This is a genomic window from Streptomyces sp. T028 (genome assembly GCF_048159505.1).
GTDB lineage: Bacteria > Actinomycetota > Actinomycetes > Streptomycetales > Streptomycetaceae > Streptomyces.
In genome coordinates this window covers 67,177-93,583 of sequence record NZ_JBLRVZ010000072.1, presented here as the reverse complement: position 1 = coordinate 93,583, position 26,407 = coordinate 67,177, and the positions used below count along the sequence as shown (strand labels likewise).

Below are 26,407 nucleotides of genomic sequence, written 5' to 3'. Positions count from 1 at the left end.
ATCTGCCCGTGGTGCTGCGGGCGTTGGCGGCTGAGCGGTTGCCGGAGTACATGGTGCCGGCGGCGGTGGTCGTCCTGGACGAACTGCCGCTGACCGTGAACCGCAAGGTGGACCGGGCCGCCCTCCCGGCCCCGGAGTACGGGAACGTCGACAGCGGACGTGCGCCGGAGACAGCGGCCGAAGAGGTCCTGTGCGAGGTTTTCGCCGACGTCCTCGGTATCGACCATGTCAACGCCGACGACAGCTTCTTCGACCTGGGTGGGCACTCACTCCTGGCGGTGTCGCTGACGCAGCGACTGCGCCTCCACGGGTTCGACCTCTCGGTACGCGCGGTGTTCGAGGCCCCGACCCCCGCCGGGCTCGTCACCCGGCTGGATCTGCCGTACGAGGGCAACGAATTCGACGTCCTCTTCCCGATCCGGCCTTCGGGAAGCAAGCCCCCGTTCTTCTGTGTTCACCCCGCCGGCGGGCTCAGTTGGTGCTACATACCGCTGACCCACTATGTGCCGGAGGAGTATCCGCTTTACGGGCTCCAGGCCCGCGGCGTGAACGACACGGGCGAATTGGCGCGCTCTGTGGAGGAAATGGCGGCCGACTACATCAGGCAGATGCGGTCGGTCCAGGAATCCGGCCCCTACCACCTGCTGGGATGGTCGCTCGGCGGAATTGTCGCCCACGAGATCGCCGTACAGTTGCGGGCGGCAGGCCACGAGGTCGGCGCGCTGATCTCCATGGACGCGGTGCCCTTCAAGAAGCGAGACCCGGAACCCGGTGACGGGGCACGGGAGGAGGCACAGGAAGAGACACGGGAGGAGGCACAGGAACCTGTGCCGGCTGAGGCGGAGTTCGATGGGGAGGAAATCGGGCGCAGGCCCGGCGCCCTGCGCATGCTCCGCAATGCCGCGACGTTGAGTACGGAGCACGAGATCGGCGTCTTCGACGGAGACATGCTGCTCGTGACCGCTACCGAGGACAAGTCGGGAGACGCTTCGAGTGCGGCTGCCTGGAAGCCCCATGTCTCCGGTGAGGTGGCGGAGTTCTACATCTCCTGCAAGCACACGGAGATGGCTCGTCCAGAAGTGCTGGCGCAGGTCTGGGCCTGCGTCTCGGACTGGCTCGGTCCGGAGAACGCCGCTGGTTCAGAGGAACCGGGCCGCTGGTGAGGGAGGTCATGGCACATGGCGACACGGTCGGCGGACTGGGACTCCATATACCGGGCGACGGAACAGGCGCCCTGGGAGACAGGGCGCCCGCAGGAGGCGATCGTCCGCCTCGCCGAGAGCGGTCTGCTCTCCGGACGCGTGCTCGACGCGGGCTGCGGTACCGGGGAACACACACTGCTGGCGGCCCTCCACGGCGCCGACGCCACGGGAATCGACTGCTCGGCGACCGCCATCGGCAGGGCCCGCCGAAAAGCCGACGAGCGTGGACTGAAGGTCCGCCTCGAAACCGGTGACGTGCTCGATCTCGCCCTCCTCGGAACGACCTTCGACACGGTGGTCGACGTGGGGATGTTCCATGTCCTCGACGACGAGGAGCGCCGGCAGTACGTCAGCAGCCTCACGTCGGTGACGGAGCCGGGCGGCACGTGCCATCTGATGTGCTTCAGCGACCGCCAGCCCGGCGCACTCGGCCCTCGGCGGATAGCGCAGGCCGAGCTGCGCCAGGCGTTCGACGAGGGGTGGGAGATGGTCGACATCGCCCCGGCGACTTTCGCGGTCGCCCCCCAGTTCGGCAGGAAGGCTCACGCCTGGCTGGCCACCATCCGCCGGACAGCGCTCTGAACGGGTCCGTCCGGTGCCAGGACCGGACGGACCCGACGGACGCTCACGTCGTCTCGGCGCTGAGGGTCTGTGCGACGGATCGGCGGGCCGCCAGGCGGGCGGGCAGGGCGGTGAGCGCGGCGGTGACCAGTACCGTCGCCAGTGCGGCGGCGAACAGCCACCACACCGAGGGGTAGACCGTTCCCGCGTTGCTGAAGAACCAGCAGAACGCGAGGCCCATGGGGACGCCGACGACGGCGCCGGGCACGGTGGGCAGGAGTTGCGCGGCGGACAGCCCGGCCGTGACCTGCCCGGGGGTGGCGCCGAGCGTGCGTGCGACGGCCAAGGTGTGCCGGGCCTCCAGTGCCGTGGTCCATGTGCTCGTGAGCGTGTTCACGGCGGCGAGGACGACCAGCGCGGCGGCGACGGCGACTATCGTGTGCTGGCTCTGAGCGTCCTTCAGACTGCCCAGCTGGGGCGAGTCGATCCCGTAACTCACCTGGCGCTGGGCGAAGATGACCAGCAGTGCCGTGATCACGATGCCGGTGGCTGTGATGCTGCACGCCTGCAGGAACGCGCGGCCGGGCCGACGGGCGACCAGGCGCAGCCCGAGCAGGACCGGGACCGGCAGCATCGCGGACAGCCGTGTCAGACGGGCCCGGTGGTCGGGTTGGCGTACGGTGTCGGCCAGCGCGGCGACGGTTTCGGTGCGCATGGCGCGCAGGGTTGGGCCGAGGGTGGTGAGGATGGCCACGGCCAGGGCGACGACGGTGGTGAGGGCGATGACGCCGCCGCTCGGTCCGGCGGTGGTGGTCAGCAGGCTGGCGGTGGGGTTGACGATGGCGGGTTGGGTGAACCGCGCGGCCAGCAGGCCGAGTGCGTCGGCGACCAGTGCCAGGGTCACGTATTCGGTGAGCAGGACGGCGGCGATGAGGCCGGGCGTGGCGCCGACGGCCTTGAGCAGTCCCACGCGGCGGGTCTGCTTGGCGGCGCGTCCCGCGGCGAGGGTGGCCACGCCGGCGATGGCGAGGAAGCTCAGCAGCCAGCTGCCGATGACGAGGATCGGCTGGCTGCCCTCGATGATCGAGGCGTCCCCGGTGATCATGAACTGCCAGGTCTGGAAGCTCGCATAGACCGATGGGCCGCGGTGCGAGGCCACGAACGCCTGGGTCGCGTCCGGGTCGCGCAGTTTCAGGTAGAGGAGGGAGGACACCGGAAGATCCTTGGCGGCCAGCGCCTCGGTGTCCTGTTCGCTCATCCAGACCAGACCGCTGTAGTCACTCGGCCCGCCGCCGGGACCGGCCATCTGCGCGAACGGATAGACGGTGCTGGCAGCGCTCACGGCCGTCCCGATGACCGGCAGCGAGCGGCCGGCGACGGTGACGTGGTCGCCGACATCGACGCCCAGCGCGCCGGCGAAGCCGCGTTCGACCACGACCCCTCCGGACCGTACCCAGGTGCCTGAGGTCACCAGAGGGCGGTCCACCGGGCCCGGTTTCGCGTCGGCGGCCGTCACCACCACGTTCGAGGCGGCACCCTTCGCCTTGAGCTCTGTGTAGTACTGGAGGTACGGACCGCTGTGGGCGGCGACCGCGGGGTCGCTCGTCAACTGGGCCTGGGTCTCGGTCGTGTCGGCGGAGGTGTCGGGGGAGATCGCCACCACGTCCGGCCCGGCCGTCATGGCGCGCGTGTGGCGGTAGAGCGTCTCGGTCGCCCCGCCCAGCGACGCGCCCAGGGCCAGCATGCCGGTGGCGACCGTGAGGGAGAGGAGGAGCATCGCGGCCTGGCCGGGATGGCGGCGTATGTCGGACCAGACGAGGCGGAACACAAGGAGGATGCGGCCCATGACGGTCAGTTCTCCCACCCGTAGATGCCGTCCACCGGCTTCCTGGGGGCCGCCATCGAGGTGTCTTCGACAAGTCTGCCGTCGCGCATCGACACGAGCCGGTCCGCCGTGGCCGCGACCCGCTCGTCGTGCGTGACGATCACGAGGGTCTGCCCCGCGCCACGCAGGTCCTCGAAAAGGCGCAGCACGTCGAGGGTGGCCGCGGTGTCCAGGTTCCCGGTCGGCTCGTCGGCCAGCAGCACCAGCGGCTCGTTGGCCAGGGCGCGGGCGATGGCCACCCGCTGGCGCTGTCCGCCCGACAGCTGCCAGGGCAGATGCCGGGCACGGTCGGCCAGCCCGACCTCTTCCAGCAACTGGTCCGCGCGACGCCGGGCCGTGCGCAGAGAGCGTCCGGCCAGCAGTACCGGCAGTTCCACGTTCTCCGCCGCCGACAGTTCCTCGACCAGGTGGAACGCCTGGAAGACGAAGCCCACCGACCGGCGTCGCAGTTGGGCCAGGGCCCGTTCACTGAGGGTGTCGATGCGTCGGCCGGCCAGCCACACCTCTCCGTCGGTGGGCCGCTCCAGGCCGCCCAACAGGTGCAGCAGGGTGGACTTCCCGCAGCCGCTCGGCCCCATGACGGCCAGCATCTGTCCGGCTCGCACATCCAGGTCGACGCCGTCCACCGCGTGAACCACGCTCTCCCCGCGGCCATGTGTCCTTAACAGGTCGCGGGCCTGCAGCACCGCGTCGAACTGGTTCATTCATCCTCAGCTTTGTTCTCGGCCTTCGACCAAAATTGCTCGCAGGCCCGCAACCAGCGCAGGTCCGCCTGCAACCGCAGAGCGACACCCTCCAGAAGCAGGCCGGCGACCGAGCCGTCCGGCTCGGCCATCAGCGCGCGCTGCGCCTGCTGCAGACGTCCCAGCAACTCGCGTCGGTGCGCGGCCACCAGCTCCGCCGGATCGGCGAGCCGCGCCGCTCTCACCGCCGCGAGCTTGAGGTGGAGCTCGGCCAGGTCCTGCTTCGGCCAGTTCACCTCGGTCAGCCAGGTGGCCACCCGCTGCTGCCCGGCCGGCGTCAGCGCGTACACCTTCCGGTCCTGCGGCCCATCCGTTCGTTCGCGGACGACCAGTCCCGCTCGTTCGAGTCGGGCCAACGTCACATAGATCTGGCCCGCGTTCATCGACTCCCCGAGCGGACCAAGCGCCCGCCGCAGCCATGTGCGCAGGTGGTAGCCATGCGATGGCTCCTTCGCGAGCATCGCCAGCACCACGTCTTGCATGCGACCCCCTAACGGCTAGCTCATGAATAGCGGTTATCCGTCAGAGGAGTCAACCGAGGCTCTGCCCGTGGGTGTCACCGTCTGTGACCATGGCTGGTGAGGGTGGGGACGCTGAAGCTCCGCCGGTGGGGTCGAAGGCGACCGGCTCTACCGCTGCCCGCCGAAGGGTGAGTCGTCCTCGCCGCCTGCCTGATCATCCGCCGACACGTCCAGCGCCTTGGTCAGGACCTCCAGCTCCCGCGCGAACTCGTACCAGGTTTCGGCGTATTGCCGCGCCAGCTTCACCACGAGTTCTCTGCAATGGGGCGGTACGGCGACGGTCAGTTCGGACGACATGGCGATCGCGTTCTGCTGGAGCAGCCGCAGCAGGTTCCGTCCCTCTTCGTTGTGCCGCAGCGAGGGATCCCGCAGGAGTTTCTTGATGACCGGGGTGGGATCCACCTGCTCGAGCCGCTTCGGACTCCGGCTGTTTCTGACGCCGAGATCCTGGGCGGGTACGGCCGCGTCCTCATGGGGGTCGGCCGCGCCGGTCCGTACGGTCACCGGCAGTTCGCCGACCGCGATGCGCCTGCGTACGTCGCTCACTGTCGCCGGGGAGATTCCGGCGATCCGCGCCACCTCTCGTAACGAGGCTTCCGGGCGTTCGGCCAGCACTTCGGCGGCCTTGAGGCGGCCCTCCGCGCTGTTGAGCGGGCGCACCTTGCCGTCGCTGCCGACCCGCGCGTTCACGCACGTCAGCGCGTCACTCGAGCTGCGCCGGATGGTTGCGACGGTCTTGGCTCCCAGGCCCGACGCCCGCGCGATGGCTCGGTCGGACATGTGCGGGTGCGATGCGACGATCCGGGCGGCCGCTGATTTCCGGTCGGCGTGCGACAGCGGGAGTCCATGCGTCACATTGGCCGTGACCCCGCGGAGGAACGCGTCCTCCGCACTGCCGTCGAAGAACTCGACCTCGATCGTCTCCTGCCCTTTCAACACCATGGCGAGAAGGCGATGAATTCCGTCTATCACCCTCATGCTGCGGCGTTCGACAAGAATCGGTGGCAGTGGCTCGTCGATCTCGGCAAGCCGGGCTATGTGCCCCTGGTCCTGCCCTTCCGAGCGCGGAGAATCACCGGGTATGAGGGAGGAAATGAGAACTCTCTCGGTCCTCGCTCCCCGCGATGCACCGTGCGCCCCAGCCCGATCGATTGCCTTTCTGCTGTCCGTTGGGTCAAGTAGACTGGTAGATGACTGGTTCAAGATACTTCACCCCCGTGGGAAGAAATCTTCAGGACATCTCAGGACATCTTCAGAACACAGTTCTCCGGGAAAGGGCGGCGGAGGGATCGCGGCGATCGTCGACGCGCGGCACGGCCGGCCCACCTATCGGTGTCAGCGGTGCGCGGTCGTAGCCGCCCGGGTGTGAGGATGGTGTGAAACCGGCCCTGAGCCATGGCTGAACCCTCAGCACCTCCCCCACCGCTGAGGACGCGGTGCGGTCACGTTGCGGCGGACGTATGTACTCATCCATGGTGAGACGTGTCGGCGTGAGTGTCCAGAGGGCGTCATTCCATGTGCGGTTCCGTTGTGATTTCTGTGCGACGAGGGTTGTTCATGAGGATCCGTCAGTTCTGGCTGTCCGTCAGTTCGGCTGAAAGGAGAGGGTGAGTGCGCTCGGGTCTGACCGAGGTCACCGCGACCCGCTATGTCACGGCGTTGCGTGAGGGCGGCTCGCTGCCGGGGCTCGTCGAGGCCGACAACCTCGGTACGTACGTCGTGAAGTTCACCGGCTCCGCGCAGGGCCGCAAGGCGCTGGTCGCCGAGGTGATCGTGGGCGAGCTGGCGCGGGCGCTCGGGCTGCGCTTCCCCGAGCTGGTCCTGGTGCACTTCGACCCGGCGATCGCCGCCGACGAGCCCCACCAGGAGGTGCGCGACCTGTACGGCGCGAGCGCGGGCCTCAACCTCGGGATGGACTATCTGCCGGGCGCGAAGGACTTCACACCGGAGGTGGCGAAGGCATTCCGGGTGGATCCGCTGGAGGCCGGGAAGATCGTCTGGCTGGACGCCCTCACGGTGAACGTCGACCGTACGGTCCACAGCTCCAACCTGATGATCTGGCCCACCCTCGGCACCGTGCCGCCGCGCCTGTGGCTGATCGACCACGGCGCCGCCCTCGTCTTCCACCACCGCTGGGACGCCTCCGACCCCGCCAAGGCCTACGACTTCCGCCATCACGCCCTCGGCCACTACGGCCCCGACGTGCGCGCCGCCGACGCGGAACTCGCGCCGAAGGTGACCCGGGAGCTGCTGCGGGACATCGTGGCCGAGGTACCGGACTCCTGGCTGTACGGCGAGGAGGGCTTCGCGACGCCGGACGACATCAGGACGGCGTACGTCGACTACCTCCACGCGCGCGTGCGCGCCTCCGCGGACTGGCTCCCCACCGAGTTCCCCACGCGGGAGGAACTCGCCGCCGAGGAGGCGCTCCGGGCGGCACGTACACAGCAGGGCCGTCCGGACTGGCTCAAGTGGGTACCCGACCTGCACGGCAAGCCGGCGGTGGAACAGGACGGGTCGGTGCACCTCGGAGGAACGACCGGATGAATGACCGGATGGGCGACCGGATGAATGACCGGATGAATGACCGGATGAATGAACAGCAGCGCGTCGAGATCGAGTACTGCACCCAGTGCCGTTGGCTGCCGCGTGCCGCCTGGCTGGCGCAGGAACTGCTCACGACCTTCGAGACCGAGCTGACGGAGCTGACACTGAGGCCGGGCAAGGGCGGGGTGTTCGTCGTGCGGGTGAACGACGAGGTGGTGTGGGACCGCCGTGAGCAGGGCTTCCCGGAGCCGACGGCGGTCAAGCGGCTCGTACGCGACCGAGTGGCCCCGGGGAGGTCCCTGGGCCACTCGGACGGGCCTGCCTGACCCGGCTGCCCGCCGGGCCTCAGCCCCGCAGCTGCCGGTACGCGGGCAGGGTGAGGAAGTCGACGTAGTCCTCGTCGAGGGCGACCTCCAGGAACAGGTCGTGGGCCTGCTGCCAGTGACCGGCGGCGAAGGCCTCCTCGCTCAGCTCGGCGCGGAGGTTGCCGAGTTCCTCGGCGGCGACCTTCCGGGCCAGGTCCGGGGTCGCCTTCTCGCCGTTCTCGAACTCCACGCCCGCGTTGATCCACTGCCAGACCTGCGAGCGGGAGATCTCGGCGGTGGCCGCGTCCTCCATGAGGTTGAAGATGGCGACCGCGCCCAGGCCGCGCAGCCAGGCCTCGATGTAGCGGATGCCCACCTGCACGGCGTTGACCAGACCCGGGTAGCTGGGCCGCGCCTCCAGCGAGTCGACCGCGATCAGCTCGGCGGCCTCGACATGGACGTCCTCGCGGAGGCGGTCCTTCTGGTTCGGCCGGTCGCCCAGGACCCTGTCGAAGGACTCCATGGCGATCGGGACCAGGTCGGGGTGGGCGACCCAGGAGCCGTCGAAGCCGTCGTCCGCCTCCCGGTCCTTGTCGGCGCGGACCTTCTCGAAGGCCACCTTGTTGACCTCCGGGTCCCGGCGGGACGGGATGAAGGCGGCCATGCCGCCGATGGCGTGCGCGCCGCGCTTGTGGCAGGTGCGCACGAGGAGTTCGGTGTACGCGCGCATGAACGGGGCCGTCATCGTCACGGCGTTGCGGTCCGGGAGGACGAACTTCGGCCCGCCGTCCCGGAAGTTCTTCACGATGGAGAACAGATAGTCCCAGCGGCCCGCGTTCAACCCCGAGGCATGGTCGCGGAGTTCGTAGAGGATCTCCTCCATCTCGTACGCGGCCGTGATCGTCTCGATGAGGACGGTGGCGCGGATCGTGCCCTGCGGGATGCCGACGTGGTCCTGCGCGAAGACGAACACGTCGTTCCACAGACGGGCTTCCAGGTGCGACTCCGTCTTCGGGAGGTAGAAGTACGGGCCCTTGCCGAGGTCGAGCAGCCGCCGCGCGTTGTGGAAGAAGTACAGGCCGAAGTCGACGAGAGCGCCGGGGACCGGGGTGCCGTCCCCGTCGACCAGGTGCCGCTCGTCGAGGTGCCAGCCGCGCGGGCGCATGACGACCGTCGCGAGCTCCTCGTTGGGTCGCAGGGCGTACGACTTGCCGCTCGACGCGTCCGTGAAGTCGATGCTCCGGGTGTAGGCGTCGGCCATGTTGACCTGGCCCAGGATCACGTTCTCCCAGGTGGGGGCCGAGGCGTCCTCGAAGTCCGCGAGCCAGATCCGCGCCCCCGAGTTGAGGGCGTTGACGGTCATCTTGCGGTCCGTGGGGCCGGTGATCTCGACCCGGCGGTCCTCCAGAGCGGCGGGGCAGGGGGCCACCCGCCAGGAGTCGTCGGCGCGGATCGAGGCCGTCTCCGGCAGGAAGCCGAGCGTGGAGGTGCGGGCGATCTCGGCGCGGCGCTCCGCGCGGCGGGCGAGGAGCTCGTCGCGGCGCGGGGTGAACCGCCGGTGCAGCTCGGCGACGAAGGCGAGCGCGGCCTCGGTGAGTACCTCCTCCTGGCGCTGCAGGGGCTCGGCGTCGACGATGGCCAGCCGGGACGGCGCTGGTGCGGACATGAACGGTCACTTCCTTCAGCGAGCGTGGCACCGGGTGCCCTGGTGAAAATGGATTCTAGTTTCCTCATCGTGGAAGTTCAATGGTTTGTTGATCTCAGGGTGCATCCGGACCGGGCGTGAGCAGGGCCAGATCCTCCGGGGTGTCGATGTCGTACGGCCGGGCCGCGTCCCCGCACTCGACGAGGACGACCTCGGTTGCGTGCGCCTTCAGATACGCGCGCGCCCCCTGGTCGCCTCGCGCGCCCTCCGCCACGCCCGCCCAGTGAGCCGCGCCGAACAGGACGGGATGGCCGCGCACCCCGTCGTAGGCCGCCGCGGCCAGCGACTTCTCCCCCTCGTACGCGGCGAGCACCCGGGCCGTCGCCTCCGGTCCGATGCCCGGCTGGTCGACCAGCGACACCAGCGCCGCCCGCGCCCCCGTCCCGGCGAGCGAGCCCAGCCCGGCCCGCAGCGAGGAGCCCATGCCCTCCTCCCACTCCGGGTTCTCCACCACCACGCACCCGTCGAGCCGCGCCCGCTGCCGTACGGCCTCGGCCGCGGCCCCCAGGACCACGTGCACGCGCGCGCACCCGGCTGCCCGCAGCACCCCCACCGCATGCTCCACCAGCGGCCGTCCCCGGTGCGTCAGCAGCGCCTTCGGGCGCCCGCCGAGCCGCCGCCCGCCACCGGCCGCGAGCAGCAGTCCGGCGACCTCGTCCACGTCGTACGTCATGGCTCCTGCATACCGCACACCGGTGACAACGCGCGGATCACGCTGCGCAGCAACTCGGTGACGCAGTGGACTGGCGCCCATGGCCCGAGGTGGCGTTTACTGGGCGCCCGCACCGTCCGGGGCCCGACCGGCACCCGGCGCGGGAACATGCACGCGCGAGGCGGGGTGCGAGGGGGAGGACTGTGTTGCGCAGCGTGGAGCAGAGGCCTGTGACCGGCAGCGACAAGGACCCGCGGGTGGTGGAGCTGCGCTCCGCCGTGTCCCGGCTGCGCCGGGAACTCGCCGCACACCCCGCGGAGTTCCCGGACCGGGACATCGCGGAGGAGGAACTCGCCGCCCTGGACGCCATGGCCGCCGACGGCGCCCCCGAGATACCGCACCTGCGCCGCTCCCTGCTGCTGATCGCCGGAGCCATCGGCTCGGTCAGCGCCCTGACCCGCGGCCTCACCCAGGTACGCGAGGCGGTGGACCTGTTCGGCGAGCCACCGCGCCGCTGAGGGGGCCGGAGACCCCGGGGGCCCCGGGGGCCGGGGACCGGGGGCTTCCTCGGATGTCGATGGACCTCAGATGCCGGCGGGACCTCAGATGCCGGCGGGGCCTCAGATGTCGCAGACCAGTTCGTAGCCGCCGCTCTGCATGTCGTCGCACAGGGCGTGCACGGCCTTGAAGCGTTCGCCGAAGTCGGGCGAGCCCTGCCAGGCGCGCATCGAGTCGAGATCCCGCCAGGCGGCGAAGGAGACGAAGTGGTCCGGGCTCCTGAGGTCCCGGATCAGCCGGGCTCCGAGGAACCCGTCGTTGGCCTCCTTGGTCCAGGTGAGGAACTCCCGCCAGAGCTCGACGAACTCGTCCGCCCTGCCCTCCTTGACCTGCCAGTTCCCCGAGGACCAGTGCTTGTTCTCCTGCAGCATGGCGACCACCTCGCTCGACCGCGGTCCCCTGCTCCCAGGCTAGGACCTACGGCGCGGTAGCACCGGTGCTGGCCAGCGCCTGTGACAGTTCACCCGCCACCTGCTGCAGGACCGGCACGATCCGTTCCGTCGCCGACTCCGTGACGCGGCCCGCCGGGCCGGAGATGGAGATGGCCGCCGCGGTGGGGGAGTCGGGGACGGACACCGCGAGGCAGCGCACGCCGATCTCCTGCTCGTTGTCGTCGACCGCGTAGCCGCTGCGCCGCACGTCCGCCAGCGCCGCGAGGAAGCCCTCCGCGGTGGTGATCGTCTTCTCGGTGGCGGCCGGCATGCCCGTACGGGCGAGGAGGGCGCGCACCTCGGCGTCCGAGAACCCCGCGAGCAGCGCCTTGCCCACCCCCGTGGAGTGCGGCAGCACCCGTCGCCCCACCTCGGTGAACATCCGCATCGAGTGCTTCGACGGCACCTGCGCCACGTACACGATCTCGTCCCCGTCGAGCAGCGCCATGTTCGCCGTCTCACCGGTCTCCTCGACCAGGCGGGCCAGATACGGCCGCGCCCAGGTGCCGAGCAGCCGGGACGCCGACTCGCCGAGCCGGATCAGCCGCGGGCCGAGCGCGTACCGGCGGTTGGGCTGCTGGCGGACGTACCCGCAGACGACCAGGGTGCGCATCAGTCGGTGGATGGTGGGCAGCGGCAGCCCGCTGCTCGCGGACAGCTCGCTCAGTCCGACCTCGCCGCCCGCGTCCGCCATCCGCTCCAGCAGGTCGAAGGCGCGCTCGAGGGACTGGACCCCTCCGCCGGCGGACCGGGCGGAGTCGGAGGTGCTGGCGCTCGACGTCGGCACGGCGCGTTCCTTTCGACACAGGCGGGAGGAGCTGAAGCCTACCCGGCGGTCGGTTGACTCCCTGGTGGTGTGTGGCTACGTTCTGCGTGCTGAAATTCTATTTCCACTTCATGGAAACATCCAGAATGGCGGCGGTGGGGGCACCCTGGAGAGGAGGGTCGGAGGGGCGCCGACAGGGCGCCCTTGACGGCTCGCGAGGCGGGAGGGAAGACTCCTTCAACAGAACGTTGAATTCCGTTACGCGGAAGTAAACGGCGGCAGAGAGGGGTCAGGGTGTCCGACGCTGAACTGGTGCTGCGCTCGACGCGCGTCATCACTCCCGAAGGGATGCGCGCCGCCTCGGTCGCGGTCTCCGGCGGGACGATCACCGCCGTACTGCCGTACGACGCACCCCTCCCCTCGGGGGCCGTCCTGGAGGACCTCGGCGACGACGTCCTGCTGCCCGGCCTGGTCGACACCCATGTGCACGTGAACGACCCGGGCCGCACCCACTGGGAGGGCTTCTGGACCGCCACGCGCGCGGCGGCGGCCGGCGGCATCACCACCCTCGTCGACATGCCCCTGAACTCCCTCCCGCCCACCACGACCGTCGAACACCTGCGCACCAAGCGGGAGGTCGCCGCCGACAAGGCGCACATCGACGTCGGCTTCTGGGGCGGCGCCCTGCCCGGCAACGTCAAGGACCTGCGCCCGTTGCACGACGCCGGGGTCTTCGGCTTCAAGGCGTTCCTGTCCCCGTCCGGCGTGGACGAGTTCCCCCACCTCGACCAGGACGGTCTGACCCGCTCCCTGACCGAGATCGCCGGCTTCGGCGCCCTGCTCATCGTCCACGCCGAGGACCCGCACCACCTCGACACCGCCCCGCAGCAGAGCGGCCCCCGCTACGCCGACTTCCTCGCCAGCCGCCCCCGCGCCGCCGAGGACAGTGCCGTCGCCGCGCTGATCGACCGGGCGAAACGCCTCCACGCGCGCGTGCACGTCCTGCACCTGTCCTCCAGCGACGCGCTGCCACTGATCGCGGCCGCCAAGGCGGAGGGTGTCCGCATCACGGCCGAGACCTGCCCCCACTACCTCACCCTCACCGCCGAGGAGGTCCCGGACGGCGCCAGCGAGTTCAAGTGCTGCCCGCCCATCCGCGAGGCCGCCAACCAGGACCTGCTCTGGCGGGCACTCGCCGAGGGCACCATCGACTGCGTGGTCACGGACCACTCCCCGTCGACGGCCGACCTGAAGACCGCCGACTTCGCGACGGCCTGGGGCGGCATCTCCGGACTCCAGCTGAGCCTCCCGGCGGTGTGGACCGAAGCCCGTCGGCGCGGCCACGGCCTGGAGGACGTCGTCCGCTGGATGTCGGCGAACACCGCGCGGCTCGTGGGCCTGGAGGCCCGCAAGGGCGCCATCGAGGCGGGCCGCGACGCCGACTTCGCCGTCCTCGCCCCCGACGCGACCTTCACCGTCGACCCGGCCGCCCTCCAGCACCGCAACCGCGTCACCGCGTACGCCGGCCGGACCCTGTACGGCGTCGTGAGGTCCACCTGGCTGCGCGGCGAACGCATCGTCGTGGACGGCGAGTTCACCGCACCGAGGGGCGCGCTGCTCACCCGCACCCACAGGCTCTGAACGCACCCGCACCGGCCGACTCCCGAAAGGCACATCCCGTGGCAGCGATACCGACGTTCACCGGCGACGCGAACCCCTACGGCGGCGGCGACCCGTACGCCGACTACCGCACCGCCGACTTCCCCTTCACCCACCTCGCCGACCTCGCCGACCGGCAGCTCGGCGCCGCAGTCATCGCCGCCAACGACGAGTTCTTCGCCGAGCGTGAGAACCTGCTGCTGCCCCATCGCGCCGAGTTCCATCCCGAGCACTTCGGCCACAAGGGCAAGATCATGGACGGCTGGGAGACCCGCCGCCGCCGAGGCGCCTCCGCCGGCCATCCCTGGCCCACGGCCGACGACCACGACTGGGCCCTGGTCCGCCTCGGCGCCCCCGGGGTGATCCGCGGGATCGTCGTCGACACCGCCCACTTCCGCGGCAACTACCCGCAGGCGGTCTCGGTCGAGGGCACGTCCGTCCCCGGCACCCCGTCCCCCGAGGAACTCCTCGGCGACGACGTCAAGTGGACGACGCTGGTCCCGCGCACCCCGGTCGGCGGCCACGCGGCGAACGGCTTCTCCGTCTCCGTCGAACAGCGCTTCACCCACCTGCGCGTCAACCAGCACCCCGACGGCGGTATAGCCCGTCTCCGCGTGTACGGCGAGGTCGTACCCGACCCCGCCTGGCTGGCGACGCTCGGCACCTTCGACGTCGTCGCCCTGGAGAACGGCGGCCGGGCCGAGGACGCCTCCGACCGCTTCTACTCACCCCCGTCGAACACGATCCGCCCCGGCCGCTCCCGCCGGATGGACGACGCCTGGGAGACCCGCCGCCGCCGCGACCAGGGCAACGACTGGATCCGCTACCGCCTGGTCGCCCAGTCCGAGATCCGCGCCCTGGAGATCGACACGGCGTACCTCAAGGGCAACAGCGCAGGCTGGGCCTCGGTCTCCGTACGGGACGGCGAGGACGGCGAGTGGACGGAGATCGTCCCGCGCACCCGCCTTCAGCCCGACACCAACCACCGCTTCGTCCTTTCGGCCCCGGCCGTCGCCACCCACGCGCGCGTGGACATCCACCCCGACGGCGGCATCACCCGCCTCCGCCTGCACGGCTCCCTGACCGACGCGGGGGCGACCGGTCTCGCGGCACGGCACCAGGAGCTGGGCGGCTGACCTCCGCTACCCTGAACTCAGCGGTGGGGAAGCGGAGTTCAGGGGGAGACGGGATGGCGGTACTGCTCTACTACCCGTTGGTGAGGCCGCCCGCCGAGGTCCTCCATCAGGCACTGCTGTACTGGGACGGGATCGGCTCGGTCGTGCCGACGGATCCCGAGGTCTACGAGGTCGCCGTCCCCCCGGAGCTGAGGGATCTCAGGGACCGCTCGCTCTACACACCACTCCGCTTCGGCCGCGGCTCCATGGACCTGCTGGCCGACCCGGACTGGGGTGCCGCGTTCGACGGCACCCAGGCGTCCGAGGTGCTGCGCGAGGAACTGCTCGCACTGGCGTCGGGCCCGAACCGGCCCAGGCTGCCGTCGCCGCCCGAGGCTTTCCTCTACAGCTCGAAACTGAGTTGGTGGCTGGAGGAGGAACTGCTGAGGCTCGGCCTGGCCGAGCGCGACCGCAGCGGGTACTGGAGCCTCGCCGTGCCCCGGGAGGTGCGGCACCTGGTCGTCGGCGTCCTCGCGCGCGAGCTGGCCGCTCGGGGAGACGTCCCCTACATCCCGTACACGGACCGTCCCGAGGCCTACGAGGCCTCTCTGCGCGCCGCCCCCACGCAGAGGCCGCTGGCGGCGTTCCAGGCGGACCTGAGCAGCCTGCTGCCGGTACCGGCGCCCGGGACCACCGTCGCGGAGGTCCTCGCCTTCCGCGAGCGCCACTCCGACGAACGCGAGCGCCTGATGCGTGCCCTGCACCGTCTCCTCGGAGACCTCCGCCGCGACTACGAGCACCCCGCCGACGTCCTGGCCCAGCTGCGCCGCGAGGTCGAGCAGTCCGTCGAGGACTACCACAAGGCTGCGAAGAGCAGCCGTATGGCCTGGGTGGAGCGGTCGGTGACGGTGACCGTGGCCCTTGCGGCCGCCGCCGCGAGCGTGGCGCAACCCGGACTCAGCTGGGTCCTGGGGGCGGTCGGCGGCTATGCGCTGAACGTGGCCACCCGCGAGATCCGCCCGCTGGCGCGCGCCCGCGAGGACCACGACTTCAGCTACCTGCACCGGGTCCGAGGGGCGCTCGGCTGACCGTCACGTGGGCCGAGGCGGGCGCACCGATGAGTTGCGGGCGCGGGCGGGGTCTGAGGTGATGACAAGGGACCCCGCGCAAGAAAGCAGGCACCCGCGATGGGCAAGCTCGTCTCCACCATCTTCGTCACCCTCGACGGCGTCTACCAGGCCCCGGGCGGGCCCCAGGAGGACACCCGGGACGGCTTCGAGCACGGCGGCTGGAGCTTTCCGTACGGCGACGACGACTTCGGCGCTTTCGTCAACGAGGTCTTCGGCCATGTCGGAGCGTTCCTGCTCGGCCGCCGGACGTACGACATCTTCGCCTCGTACTGGCCGAAGGTGACCGACCCCGCCGACCCGGTGGCCGGCAAGCTGAACGCGCTGCCGAAGTACGTGCCCTCCTCGACCCTCACCGACCCGCAGTGGGCCGGCACCACGGTCCTCGGCGGCGACCTCGCCCAGGAGGTCACGGCCCTGAAGGAGACCACCGACGGCGAGCTCCAGGTGCACGGCAGCGGCGCCCTCGTCCAGTCCCTGCTGGCCCGGGACCTCGTCGACACGCTCCATCTGCTGAGCTTCCCGGTGGTCCTCGGCACCGGCCGCCGCTTCTTCGCCGACGGCGCCGTCCCGACGGCGTTCCGCCACACCGCCGGCCGCGTCACCGCCGCCGGCGTCTCCATCCAGACGTACGACTTCGAGGGCCGCCCGCGCTACGGCTCCTACGAGCTCCCGGACCAGACCTCCTAGAGGAGCCGGCGCGAAGTTAATTCCCGGAAAACTCATGGGACTTGGCGGGAAATTCTCCGGAGTTGTCATTGACATGCCATGGTCTACGCGCGTCATCATGAAGGCATGAGATTCCCCCCACGAATCACCCGCATCGGTGCCGCGGCCGCCGTGCTGTCCGCCCTCCTGGTGGGCGGCACCGTCACCGCCACTCCCGCGGCCGCCGCGGTCGGCAGCATCTGCTACAGCGACCTGCCGTCCCAGGCGTACGACACGCTCGAACTGATCGAGCAGGGTGGCCCCTTCCCGTACTCGCAGGACGGCGGTGTCTTCCAGAACAGGGAAGGCATCCTGCCGAGCCAGCCCACCGGCTACTACCACGAGTACACCGTGAAGACCCCGGGCTCCTCCACCCGCGGCGCGCGCCGCATCGTCACCGGTGAGGAGTACGAGGAGGACTACTACACGGCCGACCACTACGCGTCGTTCGACCTGATCGACTACGACTGCTGAGTCCCCCCACGGACCGGCCCCAGGAACGGCGCAGCCGCTTCCGCAGTACGCGCACCTTCCTCGCCCCGCGGACCCCCCACGCACCTCGGCCGCGGGGCGAGGCATGCCCGCCCGGCGGCAGGCGTACGCTCCGGTGGGCAGTCGCAGGTCCGTTTCACGATCCCGGGATCTCCGCCAGCGACACCGGCCTCCGCTCCCGGCGTGAGACGTCGCAGGCCTCCGCGATCCGGAAGGCCTGCAGAGCCTCCCGGCCGTCGCAGGGGTTGGCGCGCCCGCCGTGGAGGACTTCCACGAAGGCGATGAGCTCCGCCTCGTACGCGGGCCCGAAGCGCTCCAGGAAGCCGCCCCAGGGCTTGTCCGCGGCCGGGGGACCGGTGGGTTCGGTGGAGGCGATCGGCGTACGGTCGTCCAGACCGACCACGATCTGGTCGAGCTCCCCGGCCAGCTCCATCCGCACGTCGTAGCCGGCGCCGTTCAGCCGGGTCGCGGTGGCGGTGGCGAGGGTGCCGTCGTCGAGGGTGAGGACCGCCGCCGCCGTGTCGAGGTCCCCGGCGGCCCGGAACATCGCGGGACCGGCGTCGGACCCGGCGGCGTACACCTCGCGCACCTCGCGCCCGGTCACCCAGCGCAGACAGTCGAAGTCGTGGATCAGGGCGTCCCGGTAGATCCCGCCGGACACCGGCAGCCACTCGGCGGGCGGCGGCGACTGGTCGGAGGTCAGCGCCCGCACGGTGTGCAGCCGCCCGAGCCGACCGGACCGTACGGCCTCCCTCGCCCCCGTGTAGCCCGCGTCGAAGCGGCGCTGGAACCCCATCTGCAGGACCGTTCCCGCGGCCTCGACCTCGGCGATCGCCCCTAAGGTCCCCGCCAGGTCCAGGGCGATGGGCTTCTCGCAGAACACCGGAAGCCCCGAGCGCGCTGCCCGACCGATCAGTTCGGCGTGCGCCGAGGTGGCCGTGGTGATCACGACCGCGTCCACGCCCCAGCGGAAGATCTCGTCCACCCCGGGGGCGGCGGTCTCGCCCAGCCGCAGCGCGAGCTCCTGCGCCCGCGCGGGGTCCGCGTCCGTCAGGATCAGGGATCCGACCTCGCGGTGACGGCTGAGTGTGTTCGCATGAATCGTGCCGATGCGGCCCGTCCCGATGACCCCGATGCGCATGGAAACAAAGTGGCGTCGCAGGCCGCACGATGTCAATCCGTATGTCCGGACAACCGGACTGCGCAACTTCCCGTCAACAGCGCTCGGAGCTACGCTCGGCGGGTGCCGAAACCAGAAGTGGATCCGACCGTGCAGCTCGAACTCCGAGTGGACCGGAGCTCTCCGGTGCCGTTGTACTTCCAGCTGTCCCAGCAGTTGGAGGCCGCGATCGAGCACGGATCGCTCACGCCCGGCAGCCTGCTGGGCAACGAGATCGAACTCGCCGCCCGGCTCGGCCTGTCCCGCCCGACCGTGCGCCAGGCCATCCAGTCGCTCGTCGACAAGGGCCTGCTGGTGCGCCGCCGGGGCGTCGGCACCCAGGTCGTGCACAGCCAGGTCAAGCGCCCGCTGGAGCTCAGCAGCCTCTACGACGACCTGGAGGCGGCAGGTCAGCGCCCCGCGACGACCGTCCTGGTCAACACGGTCGTCCCCGCCTCCGCCGAGGTCGCCGCCGCGCTCGCGGTCGCCGAGGGCAGCGAGGTGCACCGGGTGGAACGGCTGCGGCTCGCGCACGGGGAGCCGATGGCGTACCTCTGCAACCACCTCCCGGGCGGCCTGCTCGACCTGGACACCGGCCAGCTGGAGGCCACCGGCCTGTACCGCCTGATGCGGGCCGCCGGGATCACCCTCCACAGCGCCCGCCAGTCCATCGGCGCCCGCGCCGCCACCCCCGCCGAGGCGGAACGCCTCGCCGAGGAGCCCGGTGCCCCCCTCCTCACCATGCAGCGCACGACCTTCGACGACACCGGCCGCGCGGTCGAGTTCGGCGACCACATCTACCGCCCGACCCGCTATTCCTTCGAGTTCCAGCTGCTCGTACGGCCCTGAGGGCAGCACGAGAGGGGGGCTGTGGTCCGATTGTCCTGACAATGCCGGGCAACGAGGCCAACCAAGGGGCGCGGGGAACTGCGCGACCGGCCACGAATCGTCCCGCAGACGGCATCGGTCCGAAACCGCCCCGTTTCCGCCCCGCTCGGCACTCCCCCGGAGGGTGAGGCAGAATCGGCGACGATGAGCACCTACGGCAACTTCAGCGCCCCCATCGGCTCCAGGCGTGCCCCCGCACTGCGGACAGTGGGCACCAGAGAGCGCCGCTCGCACCTCACCGCACCCCGTGTGCCCACGGTCGGCATCGACATCGGCGGCACCAAGGTGATGGCGGGCGTCGTCGACGCCGACGGCAACATCCTGGAGAAGGTCCGCACGGAGACCCCGGACAAGTCGAAGAGCCCCAGGGTCGTCGAGGACACGATCGTCGAGCTGGTCCTGGACCTGTCCGACCGCCACGACGTGCACGCCGTCGGCATCGGCGCCGCCGGCTGGGTCGACGCGGACCGCAACCGCGTCCTGTTCGCCCCCCACCTGTCCTGGCGCAACGAGCCGCTGCGCGACCGCCTCTCCGGGCGTCTCTCGGTCCCCGTCCTCGTGGACAACGACGCCAACACCGCCGCCTGGGCGGAGTGGCGCTTCGGCGCGGGCCGCGGCGAGGACCACCTGGTCATGATCACGCTGGGCACCGGCATCGGCGGCGCGATCCTGGAGGACGGCCAGGTCAAGCGGGGCAAGTACGGCGTCGCGGGCGAGTTCGGGCATATGCAGGTCGTGCCCGGCGGCCACCGCTGCCCGTGCGGCAACCGCGGCTGCTGGGAGCAGTACAGCTCCGGGAACGCCCTGGTCAGGGAGGCCAAGGAGCTGGCCGCGGCGGACTCCCCGGTGGCGTACGGGATCATCGAGCACGTCAAGGGGCAGATCGGTGACATCACCGGCCCGATGATCACCGAGCTGGCCCGCGAGGGCGACGCGATGTGCATCGAGCTGCTCCAGGACATCGGCCAGTGGCTCGGCGTCGGCATCGCCAACCTGGCCGCGGCGCTCGACCCCTCCTGCTTCGTGATCGGCGGCGGTGTGTCGGCCGCCGACGACCTGCTGATCGCCCCCGCGCGCGACGCGTTCAAGCGCCAGCTCACCGGACGCGGCTACCGCCCGGAGGCCCGGATCGTCCGCGCCCAGCTCGGCCCCGAGGCCGGTATGGTCGGCGCCGCCGACCTCGCCCGTCTGGTCGCCCGCCGCTTCCGGCGCGCCAAGCGGCGCCGCGTCGAGCGCTACGAGCGCTTCGAACGGTTCACGGACGCGGCCCGCCGCACCCGGGACACGGCATGATCCCGGCATCACCCCGCACGACCCCCACGACTCGTACGACTCGTACCGGTACGACCTGCACCGATACGGTCGGCACAGATACGGTCGGCACCAGCCGTGGGGCCCGCACCGCCCGCACCACCCGCACCACCAGGGACACCGCATGACCGCCTCGCTGCCCCGCCAGGCGGCGCCCCCCGACGAGCCACCCCGGCCACCGGAGGACCGCCGCCATGTGATCCGGCGCAGGGCGCTCACCCTGCTGATCATCGTGCTGCTCATCGGCGTCCCGGCCGGCTATCTGGTGATCTCCGCCAACCAGAGCCGCGACAGCGGCAAGGACAAGGAGGCGAAGTACTCGGCGACCGGCCTGACCACGGGCTGGCCCTCGAAGGTCCAGCGCCGCCTCTACCAGGTGCCGGTCCCGCACCCGTCCAACCAGGTCGCCTACTACGAGACGAACAACTGGAAGACCAGCCGTCTCTACGTGCAGTTCCAGACCACGCACGCCGGCCTCGACCAGTTCCTCGCGCAGATCGGCGTCGACCGGGCCGACCTGAGACGGGGCGACATCACCATCAGCGCCCGCGACCAGGGCATCACGGGCTGGCGGTTCGAGGGGCCCGGGGCCCGCAAGGGCGAGTTCTACGGCATCGTCCGCGAGAAGAAGAACCCGACGCCCACGCTGGACGTCGTCGTGAACTACGGCAACCCCACCTACCCGTTCGTGTACGTCGTCTCCCGCACGGTTCCCTAGGGCCGGGGCCGATTGTCAGACCCCGCCCGTAGAGTCGAAGACGAGTGATCCGACATGCGGGCGGGAGGTGGACAGTGCGTACGGGCGACAGGTCTCCGGCGGAACAGGCGGGTGTGTCGGTGCGTCTCGCCGCGGTCTTCCTGCCCGCCCCGCTCCCGCGCGAGGGCCGGATGGCCTTCTGGGACCCCACGGCCGTCGGTGACGACCCGGGCGACGGGGACGGCATCGAGCGGACGGAGCTGACCGTCGTCCGCCCGTACGGCACCTCCGTCCGCCGCAGGCAGACGCCCGCCCTGACGCTGCCCCTGGACCGGGCGCTCCCGCTGCTCGTGCGCGCCCGCCGCGACCCCGCCGCCCACCCCGCCACCGCCTGCTGGGGCGCGGCCGCGCTGCACGCGCTCAGGCTCACCGCCCGTGGTCGCCTGCTGCCCGGTCTGACGCCCTCCGGCCATGACGCCTGGCGGGCCGGCCCTCTCGACCCGGAGGACATCGCGCACCTGCGCGCGGTCGCCGCCGCCCTGCCCCACGAGGGGCACGCCGTCCCCCTGCCCGGCACCGGACCGCTCCGGCTGCCGCAGCCGGAGGCCCTGATGCGCGCCTTCCTGGACGCCGTAGCGGACAGCCTGCCCCGCACCCCGGCCGCGCCGTACGCCGCCGGGAAGCCCTACGCCGACCGCCGGCCCCAGCGGCTGCCCGGCGCCCACGACTGGGCGGCGGAGGTCGCCGCCGGCATGGACGCGGGCGTGCGGATCTCGCTCCGCCTCGACCTGTCCGCGTACGACATGTTCGACGCGTCCGACGACGGCGGGCGGGCGCGCGGCGCGGGAGCGGCGATCGTCCAGGTGCACAGTCTCGCCGATCCCACCCTGGTCGCCGACGCGGCGGCCCTGTGGGCGGGCGATGCGGACGCGGCCTTCGGGCCACGCGCGCGCGTGGACGCCGCCCTCGCGGTGCGGCGCGCGGCGCGTGTGTGGCCGCCGCTGGCCCGGCTCGCGGAGCAGGACGCACCGGACGTACTGGCCCTGTCCGAGGACGAGTTGAGCGACCTGCTCGGCGTGGCGGCGACCCGGCTCGCGGCGGCCGGGGTGGCCGTCCACTGGCCCCGGGACCTGGCACAGGACCTCAGCGCGACCGCGGTCGTACGGCCCGCGCCGGGCTCGGCGACCGACGGCACCGGCTTCTTCGACAGCGAGGAACTGCTGCAGTTCCGCTGGCAGCTGGCGCTCGGCGGCGACCCGCTCAGCGAGGCCGAGATGGACGTGTTGGCCGAGGCCCACCGTCCCATGGTGCGGCTGCGCGACCAGTGGGTCCTGGTCGACCCGGCCCTCGTCCGCAAGGCCCGCAAACGCGAACTGGGCCTGCTGGACCCGGTGGACGCCCTGTCCGCCGCCCTCACGGGCACGGCCGAGGTCGACGGCGAGACCGTGGAGGCGGTGCCCGTGGGCGCGCTCGCCGCCCTGCGCGACCGCCTGACGGCCGGTGTACGCCCGGCGGCCCCGCCCCCCGGCCTGCACGCGACCCTGCGCGACTACCAACTCCGCGGCCTGGCCTGGCTGGACCTCATGACCTCCCTCGGCCTCGGCGGCTGCCTCGCCGACGACATGGGCCTCGGCAAGACGATCACCGTCATCGCCCTCCACCTGCGGCGCGCCCGCACCGAACCCACCCTCGTGGTCTGCCCGGCCTCCCTGCTGGGCAACTGGCAGCGCGAGATCACCCGCTTCGCACCCGGCGTCCCCGTCCGCCGCTTCCACGGCCAGGGCCGCAGCCTGGCCGACCTCACCGGCGGCTTCGTCCTCACCACGTACGGCACCATGCGCTCCACCGCGACGACCCTGGCCGGCCAGCCGTGGGGCATGGTCGTCGCGGACGAGGCACAGCACGTGAAGAACCCCTACTCGGCGACGGCGAAGGCGCTGCGCACCATCCCGTCCCCCGCGCGCGTGGCCCTGACCGGCACGCCCGTCGAGAACAACCTCTCCGAACTGTGGGCCCTGCTGGACTGGACGACCCCCGGCCTCCTCGGCCCCCTGAAGTCCTTCCGCGCCCGGCACGCGCGCGCCGTGGAGAACGGCGAGTACGGCGAGAACGGGGACGCGGTGGAGCGCCTCGCCCGGCTGGTCCGCCCCTTCCTCCTGCGCCGCAAGAAGTCCGACCCCGGGATCGTCCCCGAACTGCCGCCCAAGACCGAGACCGACCACCCGGTGCCGCTCACCCGCGAACAGGCCGCCCTCTACGAGGCGGTGGTGCGCGAGTCGCTGCTCGCCATCGAGACGGCGCAGGGGATCGCGCGCCGGGGCCTGGTGCTGAAGCTGCTGGGCGCGCTGAAACAGATCTGCGACCACCCCGCGCTCTACCTCAAGGAGGAGACCACCTCCGTCGGCGACCGGCTGGCCGCCCGCTCCGGCAAACTCGCCCTCCTCGACGAACTGCTGGACACCGTCCTCGCCGAGGACGGCTCGGTCCTCGTCTTCACGCAGTACGTCGGCATGGCCCGCCTGATCACCGCCCACCTCGCCGACCGGGCGATCCCGGTGGAGTTGTTGCACGGAGGCACACCGGTCCCGGAGCGCGAGCACATGGTGGACCGCTTCCAGAGCGGCGCCACCCCGGTCCTCGTCCTCTCCCTCAAGGCCGCCGGCACCGGCCTGAACCTCACCCGCGCGGGCCACGTCGTCCACTTCGACCGCTGGTGGAACCCGGCGGTCGAGGAACAGGCCACCGACCGCGCCTACCGCATCGGCCAGACCCAGCCCGTCCAGGTCCACCGCCTCATCACCGAGGGCACGGTCGAGGACCGCATCGCCGAGATGCTCGTCTCCAAGCGGGCCCTCGCCGACGCCGTCCTGGGCTCCGGCGAGTCCGCCCTCACCGAACTCACCGACCGCGAACTGACCGACCTGGTGCGACTGCGGAGGGAGGCGTGATGAGCGAGGAACGGGAGCGAGAGGCCGGGGTGCCTGCGGCGGAAGGGGCCGGGGAGCGGCCTGCCGACGCCGCCCGTCGTGCCCTGCGGGCGGCGCGGGAGCGGGGGAGCCGGGGGGAAGCGCCGATGGGCGCTGCCGGGGACGTGGAGCAGGCGGGGCGTGCCGTGGCCGGACGAGGTGACCGCGGGTCAGGGGCGCGGGACGACGCCGTACCGGGGACCGGCGCTGCCGCTGGGACCGAGCCGGGTCCTCTCGCCCTCAGCCCCGGCGACGCCGCTCGCGCGGCACTGCGGCACGCGCGGAGCGCCAGTGCTTCCGCGTCCCGCCCGTCCGGGCCCGACACCGTGGGGCCCGGCACACCGGCCACCGTGGGGCCCGGCACACCCGCCACCGGTGAGGGAGCGTCAGCCTCCCCCGCAGCCGTGTCCGGCCCCGCCGTTCCCGGCACGCCGACCCCTGCCACGCGCCCATCCGAACCGTCACGGGCCGACACCCCTGCCCTCGCCGCATCGCAGTCCCGCACTCCCGTCGCGGACACCTCCGCAGGCAAGTCCCCACGGCCGGGCGCTCGCCCCGGGGACATCGCCCGGGAGGCGTTGCGGGCGGCCCGTGCCCAGGCGCGGCGGGACGCGGCGGAGGCGGACGCGGAGGCGGGGGAGCGGCACGCCGGCCGTGCTCACCCGGCGCCCGGAGGTGCGGGTGCCGCCGGCCCTGTCGTCCCTGACGCCGCCCGGGTCTCCGCCGCCGACTCGATTGCGCGAGGCCGGAGCCGTACGACGGGCATCGGCACCGGTGACCGTAAGGCCCGCGAACGCGCACGCCTCGTACGGGAGTCGCTCGCCGACGCCTTCCGGATGCCGTCGGACGACGACCTGCCCCCGCTCTCCGCCGACGAGTCCCGCCCGGCTCCCGCCACGCCTCCCACGCCCGCCCCCACGCACGAGCCGCCCCCGGCGACTCCCACCCCGCCCGCCCCCACCGCCCACCGGCACCCCGCCCCCACCGACCACCGGCACCCCGCCTCCACCGCCCCCGCACCGCACTCCCCCCGCTCCATGGCAGCCCCCTCCCGTGACGGCGACCACCGGCGCACCTTCCCGGCCTTCGCGCCGCTCCCCGTGCCCGGCGAGGGCGAGGAAGCCCGCTTCGCCGAGACCTGGTGGGGACATGCCTGGGTGGCCGCGCTGGAGGAAGGGGCGCTGGACGTCAAGCGGCTGGCGCGCGGCCGGGGATACGCCCAGCAGGGGAACGTGGACGCCATCACCGTCACCCCGGGACTCGTCCTCGCGTACGTGCAGGGCAGCCGTCCCCGCCCCTACCGTGTGCAGGTCCGGCTGCGGACGCTCGGCGAGGAGGACTGGGAGCGGTTCCTGGACGCCGCGGTGGACAGCCCCGCGCACATCGCGGCGCTGCTCGACAAGGAGATGCCGGAGTCCCTCGCCGACTGCGGCGTGCCGCTGCTTCCCGGTCCCGGTGACCTCGACCCGCACTGCAGCTGCCCCGACCGGGCGCACCCCTGCAAACACGCCGCAGCCCTCTGCTACCAGACCGCGCGGCTGCTGGACGCCGATCCGTTCGTGCTGCTCCTGCTGCGCGGCCGGGGCGAACGCGAGCTGCTGGACGCGCTGTCCCGCCGTAACGCCACGCGCGCGGCCCGAGCCGCCCAGGACCAGGAACCCGCCCCCCTGCCGGGCGTCCGCGCCTCGGAGGCCGTCACCCCACGCCCGATGCGTCAACTTCCGCCGCTGCCCGCCCCCTTGCCCGTCCTGCCGCACCCCGAGCAGCCCCCGGCCTACCCCTCCGCGCCGAACGGCCCCGACTCCTTCGCCCTGGACCAGCTCGCCACCGACGCCGCCGCCCGCGCCCACGCCCTGCTCGTCACCGGCCACGACGAGATCGGCGAACTGACCCTGTGGCAGGACGCCGTACGGCTCGCCGCCGCCCGCCCCGGCTCCGGGCTCACCGCCGCCACCCGCGCCCTGTACGCCGCGCTCGCGGCCGCCGCCGGCCGCACCCCCTCCGAGCTGGCGCGTGCGGTCGCCGCCTGGCGGCAGGGCGGGCCGGACGGCCTCACCGTCCTGGAGGAGCCCTGGGATCCGCCGGCGGGCCGCTTCGACAGGGCCCGCCCGCTCCTCCTCGCCGCCGACCTCCCCGCCTTCCGCCCCTGGCGCAACCACCTCACCCACCCCGGAGGCCATGTCCAGCTCCGCTTCGGCCGCGACGGCCTGTGGTACCCGTACGAGTCCGAGCCCGGCCACGACGACTGGTGGCCCCGCGGCACCCCCGACCCGGACCCGGTGGGAGCCCTCACGGGCCTGGGCGGCACCGCCGAGCCCTGACCCACGGCTCCCGCACGCGACCACCCGCCCCTGACCGGAACGGTCGTCGAGGCGGCGTCCGCCCCCCCCGTACGGACGCCGCACGGCC

24 protein-coding genes are annotated in these 26,407 nt (G+C 72.0%); 15 read left to right on the top strand and 9 right to left on the bottom strand.

Annotation, left to right across the window (positions count from 1 at the left end):
* A partial coding sequence (locus ACLZN2_RS47330) for an alpha/beta fold hydrolase (protein WP_416986253.1) occupies nt 1-1,163 on the top strand: 1,163 nt, incomplete at its 5' end.
* Between the two features lie 15 nt (nt 1,164-1,178).
* Nucleotides 1,179-1,784: a class I SAM-dependent methyltransferase gene (locus tag ACLZN2_RS47325; protein ID WP_416986252.1), complete on the top strand. Its 606-nt coding sequence runs from the start codon at nt 1,179-1,181 to the stop codon at nt 1,782-1,784.
* Nucleotides 1,785-1,827: 43 nt separating this feature from the next.
* On the opposite strand, the gene ACLZN2_RS47320 is transcribed toward ACLZN2_RS47325, so the two are convergent.
* The 4 genes from ACLZN2_RS47320 to ACLZN2_RS47305 form a co-directional block, all read right to left on the bottom strand.
* Nucleotides 1,828-3,627, bottom strand: a complete 1,800-nt coding sequence (locus ACLZN2_RS47320; RefSeq protein ID WP_416986251.1) for an FtsX-like permease family protein — start codon at nt 3,625-3,627, stop codon at nt 1,828-1,830.
* On the bottom strand, nt 3,615-4,352 hold the full coding sequence (locus ACLZN2_RS47315; protein ID WP_416986250.1) for an ABC transporter ATP-binding protein: 738 nt from the start codon (nt 4,350-4,352) through the stop codon (nt 3,615-3,617). The genes ACLZN2_RS47320 and ACLZN2_RS47315 overlap by 13 nt, the downstream gene beginning before the upstream one ends.
* Nucleotides 4,349-4,873: a PadR family transcriptional regulator gene (locus tag ACLZN2_RS47310; protein ID WP_416986249.1), complete on the bottom strand. Its 525-nt coding sequence runs from the start codon at nt 4,871-4,873 to the stop codon at nt 4,349-4,351. The genes ACLZN2_RS47315 and ACLZN2_RS47310 overlap by 4 nt, the downstream gene beginning before the upstream one ends.
* 147 nt (nt 4,874-5,020) lie before the next feature.
* The gene (locus ACLZN2_RS47305) at nt 5,021-5,854 is read right to left on the bottom strand and encodes a transcriptional regulator (RefSeq protein ID WP_416986248.1); all 834 of its coding nucleotides are present in this window, start codon (nt 5,852-5,854) and stop codon (nt 5,021-5,023) included.
* Between the two features lie 669 nt (nt 5,855-6,523).
* Here ACLZN2_RS47305 and ACLZN2_RS47300 point away from each other — a divergent pair.
* Nucleotides 6,524-7,459: a HipA family kinase gene (locus ACLZN2_RS47300; protein WP_416986247.1), complete on the top strand. Its 936-nt coding sequence runs from the start codon at nt 6,524-6,526 to the stop codon at nt 7,457-7,459.
* A gap of 44 nt (nt 7,460-7,503) precedes the next feature.
* A complete protein-coding gene (locus ACLZN2_RS47295) occupies nt 7,504-7,785 on the top strand; it encodes a SelT/SelW/SelH family protein (RefSeq protein ID WP_416986246.1) in 282 nt (93 codons plus the stop codon).
* 19 nt (nt 7,786-7,804) lie between these two features.
* Here ACLZN2_RS47295 and aceB read toward each other — a convergent pair whose 3' ends face one another.
* Both aceB and ACLZN2_RS47285 read right to left on the bottom strand, forming a co-directional pair.
* Complete coding sequence (gene aceB, locus ACLZN2_RS47290) at nt 7,805-9,430, bottom strand: malate synthase A (RefSeq protein WP_416986245.1); 1,626 nt, start codon at nt 9,428-9,430, stop codon at nt 7,805-7,807.
* A 94-nt stretch (nt 9,431-9,524) separates the two neighbouring features.
* Nucleotides 9,525-10,142 carry a nucleotidyltransferase family protein gene (locus ACLZN2_RS47285; RefSeq protein ID WP_416986244.1) on the bottom strand — a complete coding sequence of 206 codons (618 nt, stop codon included), beginning with the start codon at nt 10,140-10,142 and terminating at the stop codon, nt 9,525-9,527.
* Between the two features lie 182 nt (nt 10,143-10,324).
* On the opposite strand from ACLZN2_RS47285, the gene ACLZN2_RS47280 reads away from it, so the two are divergent.
* Nucleotides 10,325-10,639, top strand: coding sequence for a DUF5955 family protein (locus ACLZN2_RS47280; protein ID WP_416986243.1), 315 nt, complete (start codon nt 10,325-10,327; stop codon nt 10,637-10,639).
* Nucleotides 10,640-10,741: 102 nt separating this feature from the next.
* Here the strand turns inward: ACLZN2_RS47280 and ACLZN2_RS47275 are convergent, their stop codons facing one another.
* Complete coding sequence (locus tag ACLZN2_RS47275) at nt 10,742-11,050, bottom strand: antibiotic biosynthesis monooxygenase family protein (protein WP_416986242.1); 309 nt, start codon at nt 11,048-11,050, stop codon at nt 10,742-10,744.
* Between the two features lie 46 nt (nt 11,051-11,096).
* Complete coding sequence (locus tag ACLZN2_RS47270) at nt 11,097-11,897, bottom strand: IclR family transcriptional regulator (RefSeq protein WP_416986241.1); 801 nt, start codon at nt 11,895-11,897, stop codon at nt 11,097-11,099.
* Nucleotides 11,898-12,170: 273 nt separating this feature from the next.
* Here ACLZN2_RS47270 and allB point away from each other — a divergent pair, with 273 nt between their 5' ends.
* From allB to ACLZN2_RS47245, 5 genes are all read left to right on the top strand, one after another.
* Nucleotides 12,171-13,517 carry an allantoinase AllB gene (gene allB, locus ACLZN2_RS47265; protein ID WP_416986240.1) on the top strand — a complete coding sequence of 449 codons (1,347 nt, stop codon included), beginning with the start codon at nt 12,171-12,173 and terminating at the stop codon, nt 13,515-13,517.
* A gap of 38 nt (nt 13,518-13,555) precedes the next feature.
* Nucleotides 13,556-14,671 carry an allantoicase gene (alc, locus tag ACLZN2_RS47260; RefSeq protein WP_416986239.1) on the top strand — a complete coding sequence of 372 codons (1,116 nt, stop codon included), beginning with the start codon at nt 13,556-13,558 and terminating at the stop codon, nt 14,669-14,671.
* Nucleotides 14,672-14,724: 53 nt separating this feature from the next.
* Complete coding sequence (locus ACLZN2_RS47255; RefSeq protein WP_416986238.1) at nt 14,725-15,738, top strand: hypothetical protein; 1,014 nt, start codon at nt 14,725-14,727, stop codon at nt 15,736-15,738.
* 99 nt (nt 15,739-15,837) lie between these two features.
* Nucleotides 15,838-16,467 carry a dihydrofolate reductase family protein gene (locus ACLZN2_RS47250; RefSeq protein ID WP_416986237.1) on the top strand — a complete coding sequence of 210 codons (630 nt, stop codon included), beginning with the start codon at nt 15,838-15,840 and terminating at the stop codon, nt 16,465-16,467.
* Nucleotides 16,468-16,572: 105 nt separating this feature from the next.
* Nucleotides 16,573-16,959: a ribonuclease domain-containing protein gene (locus ACLZN2_RS47245; RefSeq protein WP_416986236.1), complete on the top strand. Its 387-nt coding sequence runs from the start codon at nt 16,573-16,575 to the stop codon at nt 16,957-16,959.
* A gap of 154 nt (nt 16,960-17,113) precedes the next feature.
* On the opposite strand, the gene ACLZN2_RS47240 is transcribed toward ACLZN2_RS47245, so the two are convergent.
* The gene (locus tag ACLZN2_RS47240) at nt 17,114-18,118 is read right to left on the bottom strand and encodes a Gfo/Idh/MocA family oxidoreductase (RefSeq protein ID WP_416986235.1); all 1,005 of its coding nucleotides are present in this window, start codon (nt 18,116-18,118) and stop codon (nt 17,114-17,116) included.
* 129 nt (nt 18,119-18,247) lie between these two features.
* Between ACLZN2_RS47240 and ACLZN2_RS47235 the strand changes: the two genes are divergently transcribed.
* The 5 genes from ACLZN2_RS47235 to ACLZN2_RS47215 all read left to right on the top strand — a co-directional run bounded on the left by ACLZN2_RS47235 (nt 18,248) and on the right by ACLZN2_RS47215 (nt 26,319).
* Entirely contained in the window at nt 18,248-18,985 is a 738-nt protein-coding gene (locus ACLZN2_RS47235) for a GntR family transcriptional regulator (protein WP_416986257.1), read from the top strand.
* A gap of 183 nt (nt 18,986-19,168) precedes the next feature.
* Nucleotides 19,169-20,317: an ROK family glucokinase gene (locus ACLZN2_RS47230; RefSeq protein ID WP_416986234.1), complete on the top strand. Its 1,149-nt coding sequence runs from the start codon at nt 19,169-19,171 to the stop codon at nt 20,315-20,317.
* Nucleotides 20,318-20,459: 142 nt separating this feature from the next.
* A complete protein-coding gene (locus tag ACLZN2_RS47225) occupies nt 20,460-21,053 on the top strand; it encodes a sugar kinase (RefSeq protein WP_416986233.1) in 594 nt (197 codons plus the stop codon).
* A 170-nt stretch (nt 21,054-21,223) separates the two neighbouring features.
* Nucleotides 21,224-23,980 (top strand): DEAD/DEAH box helicase, encoded by a 2,757-nt coding sequence (locus ACLZN2_RS47220; protein WP_416986256.1) that lies wholly within the window; start codon nt 21,224-21,226, stop codon nt 23,978-23,980.
* Nucleotides 23,980-26,319, top strand: coding sequence for an SWIM zinc finger family protein (locus ACLZN2_RS47215; RefSeq protein ID WP_416986232.1), 2,340 nt, complete (start codon nt 23,980-23,982; stop codon nt 26,317-26,319). The genes ACLZN2_RS47220 and ACLZN2_RS47215 overlap by 1 nt, the downstream gene beginning before the upstream one ends.
* The last annotated feature ends 88 nt before the right edge of the window (nt 26,320-26,407 follow it).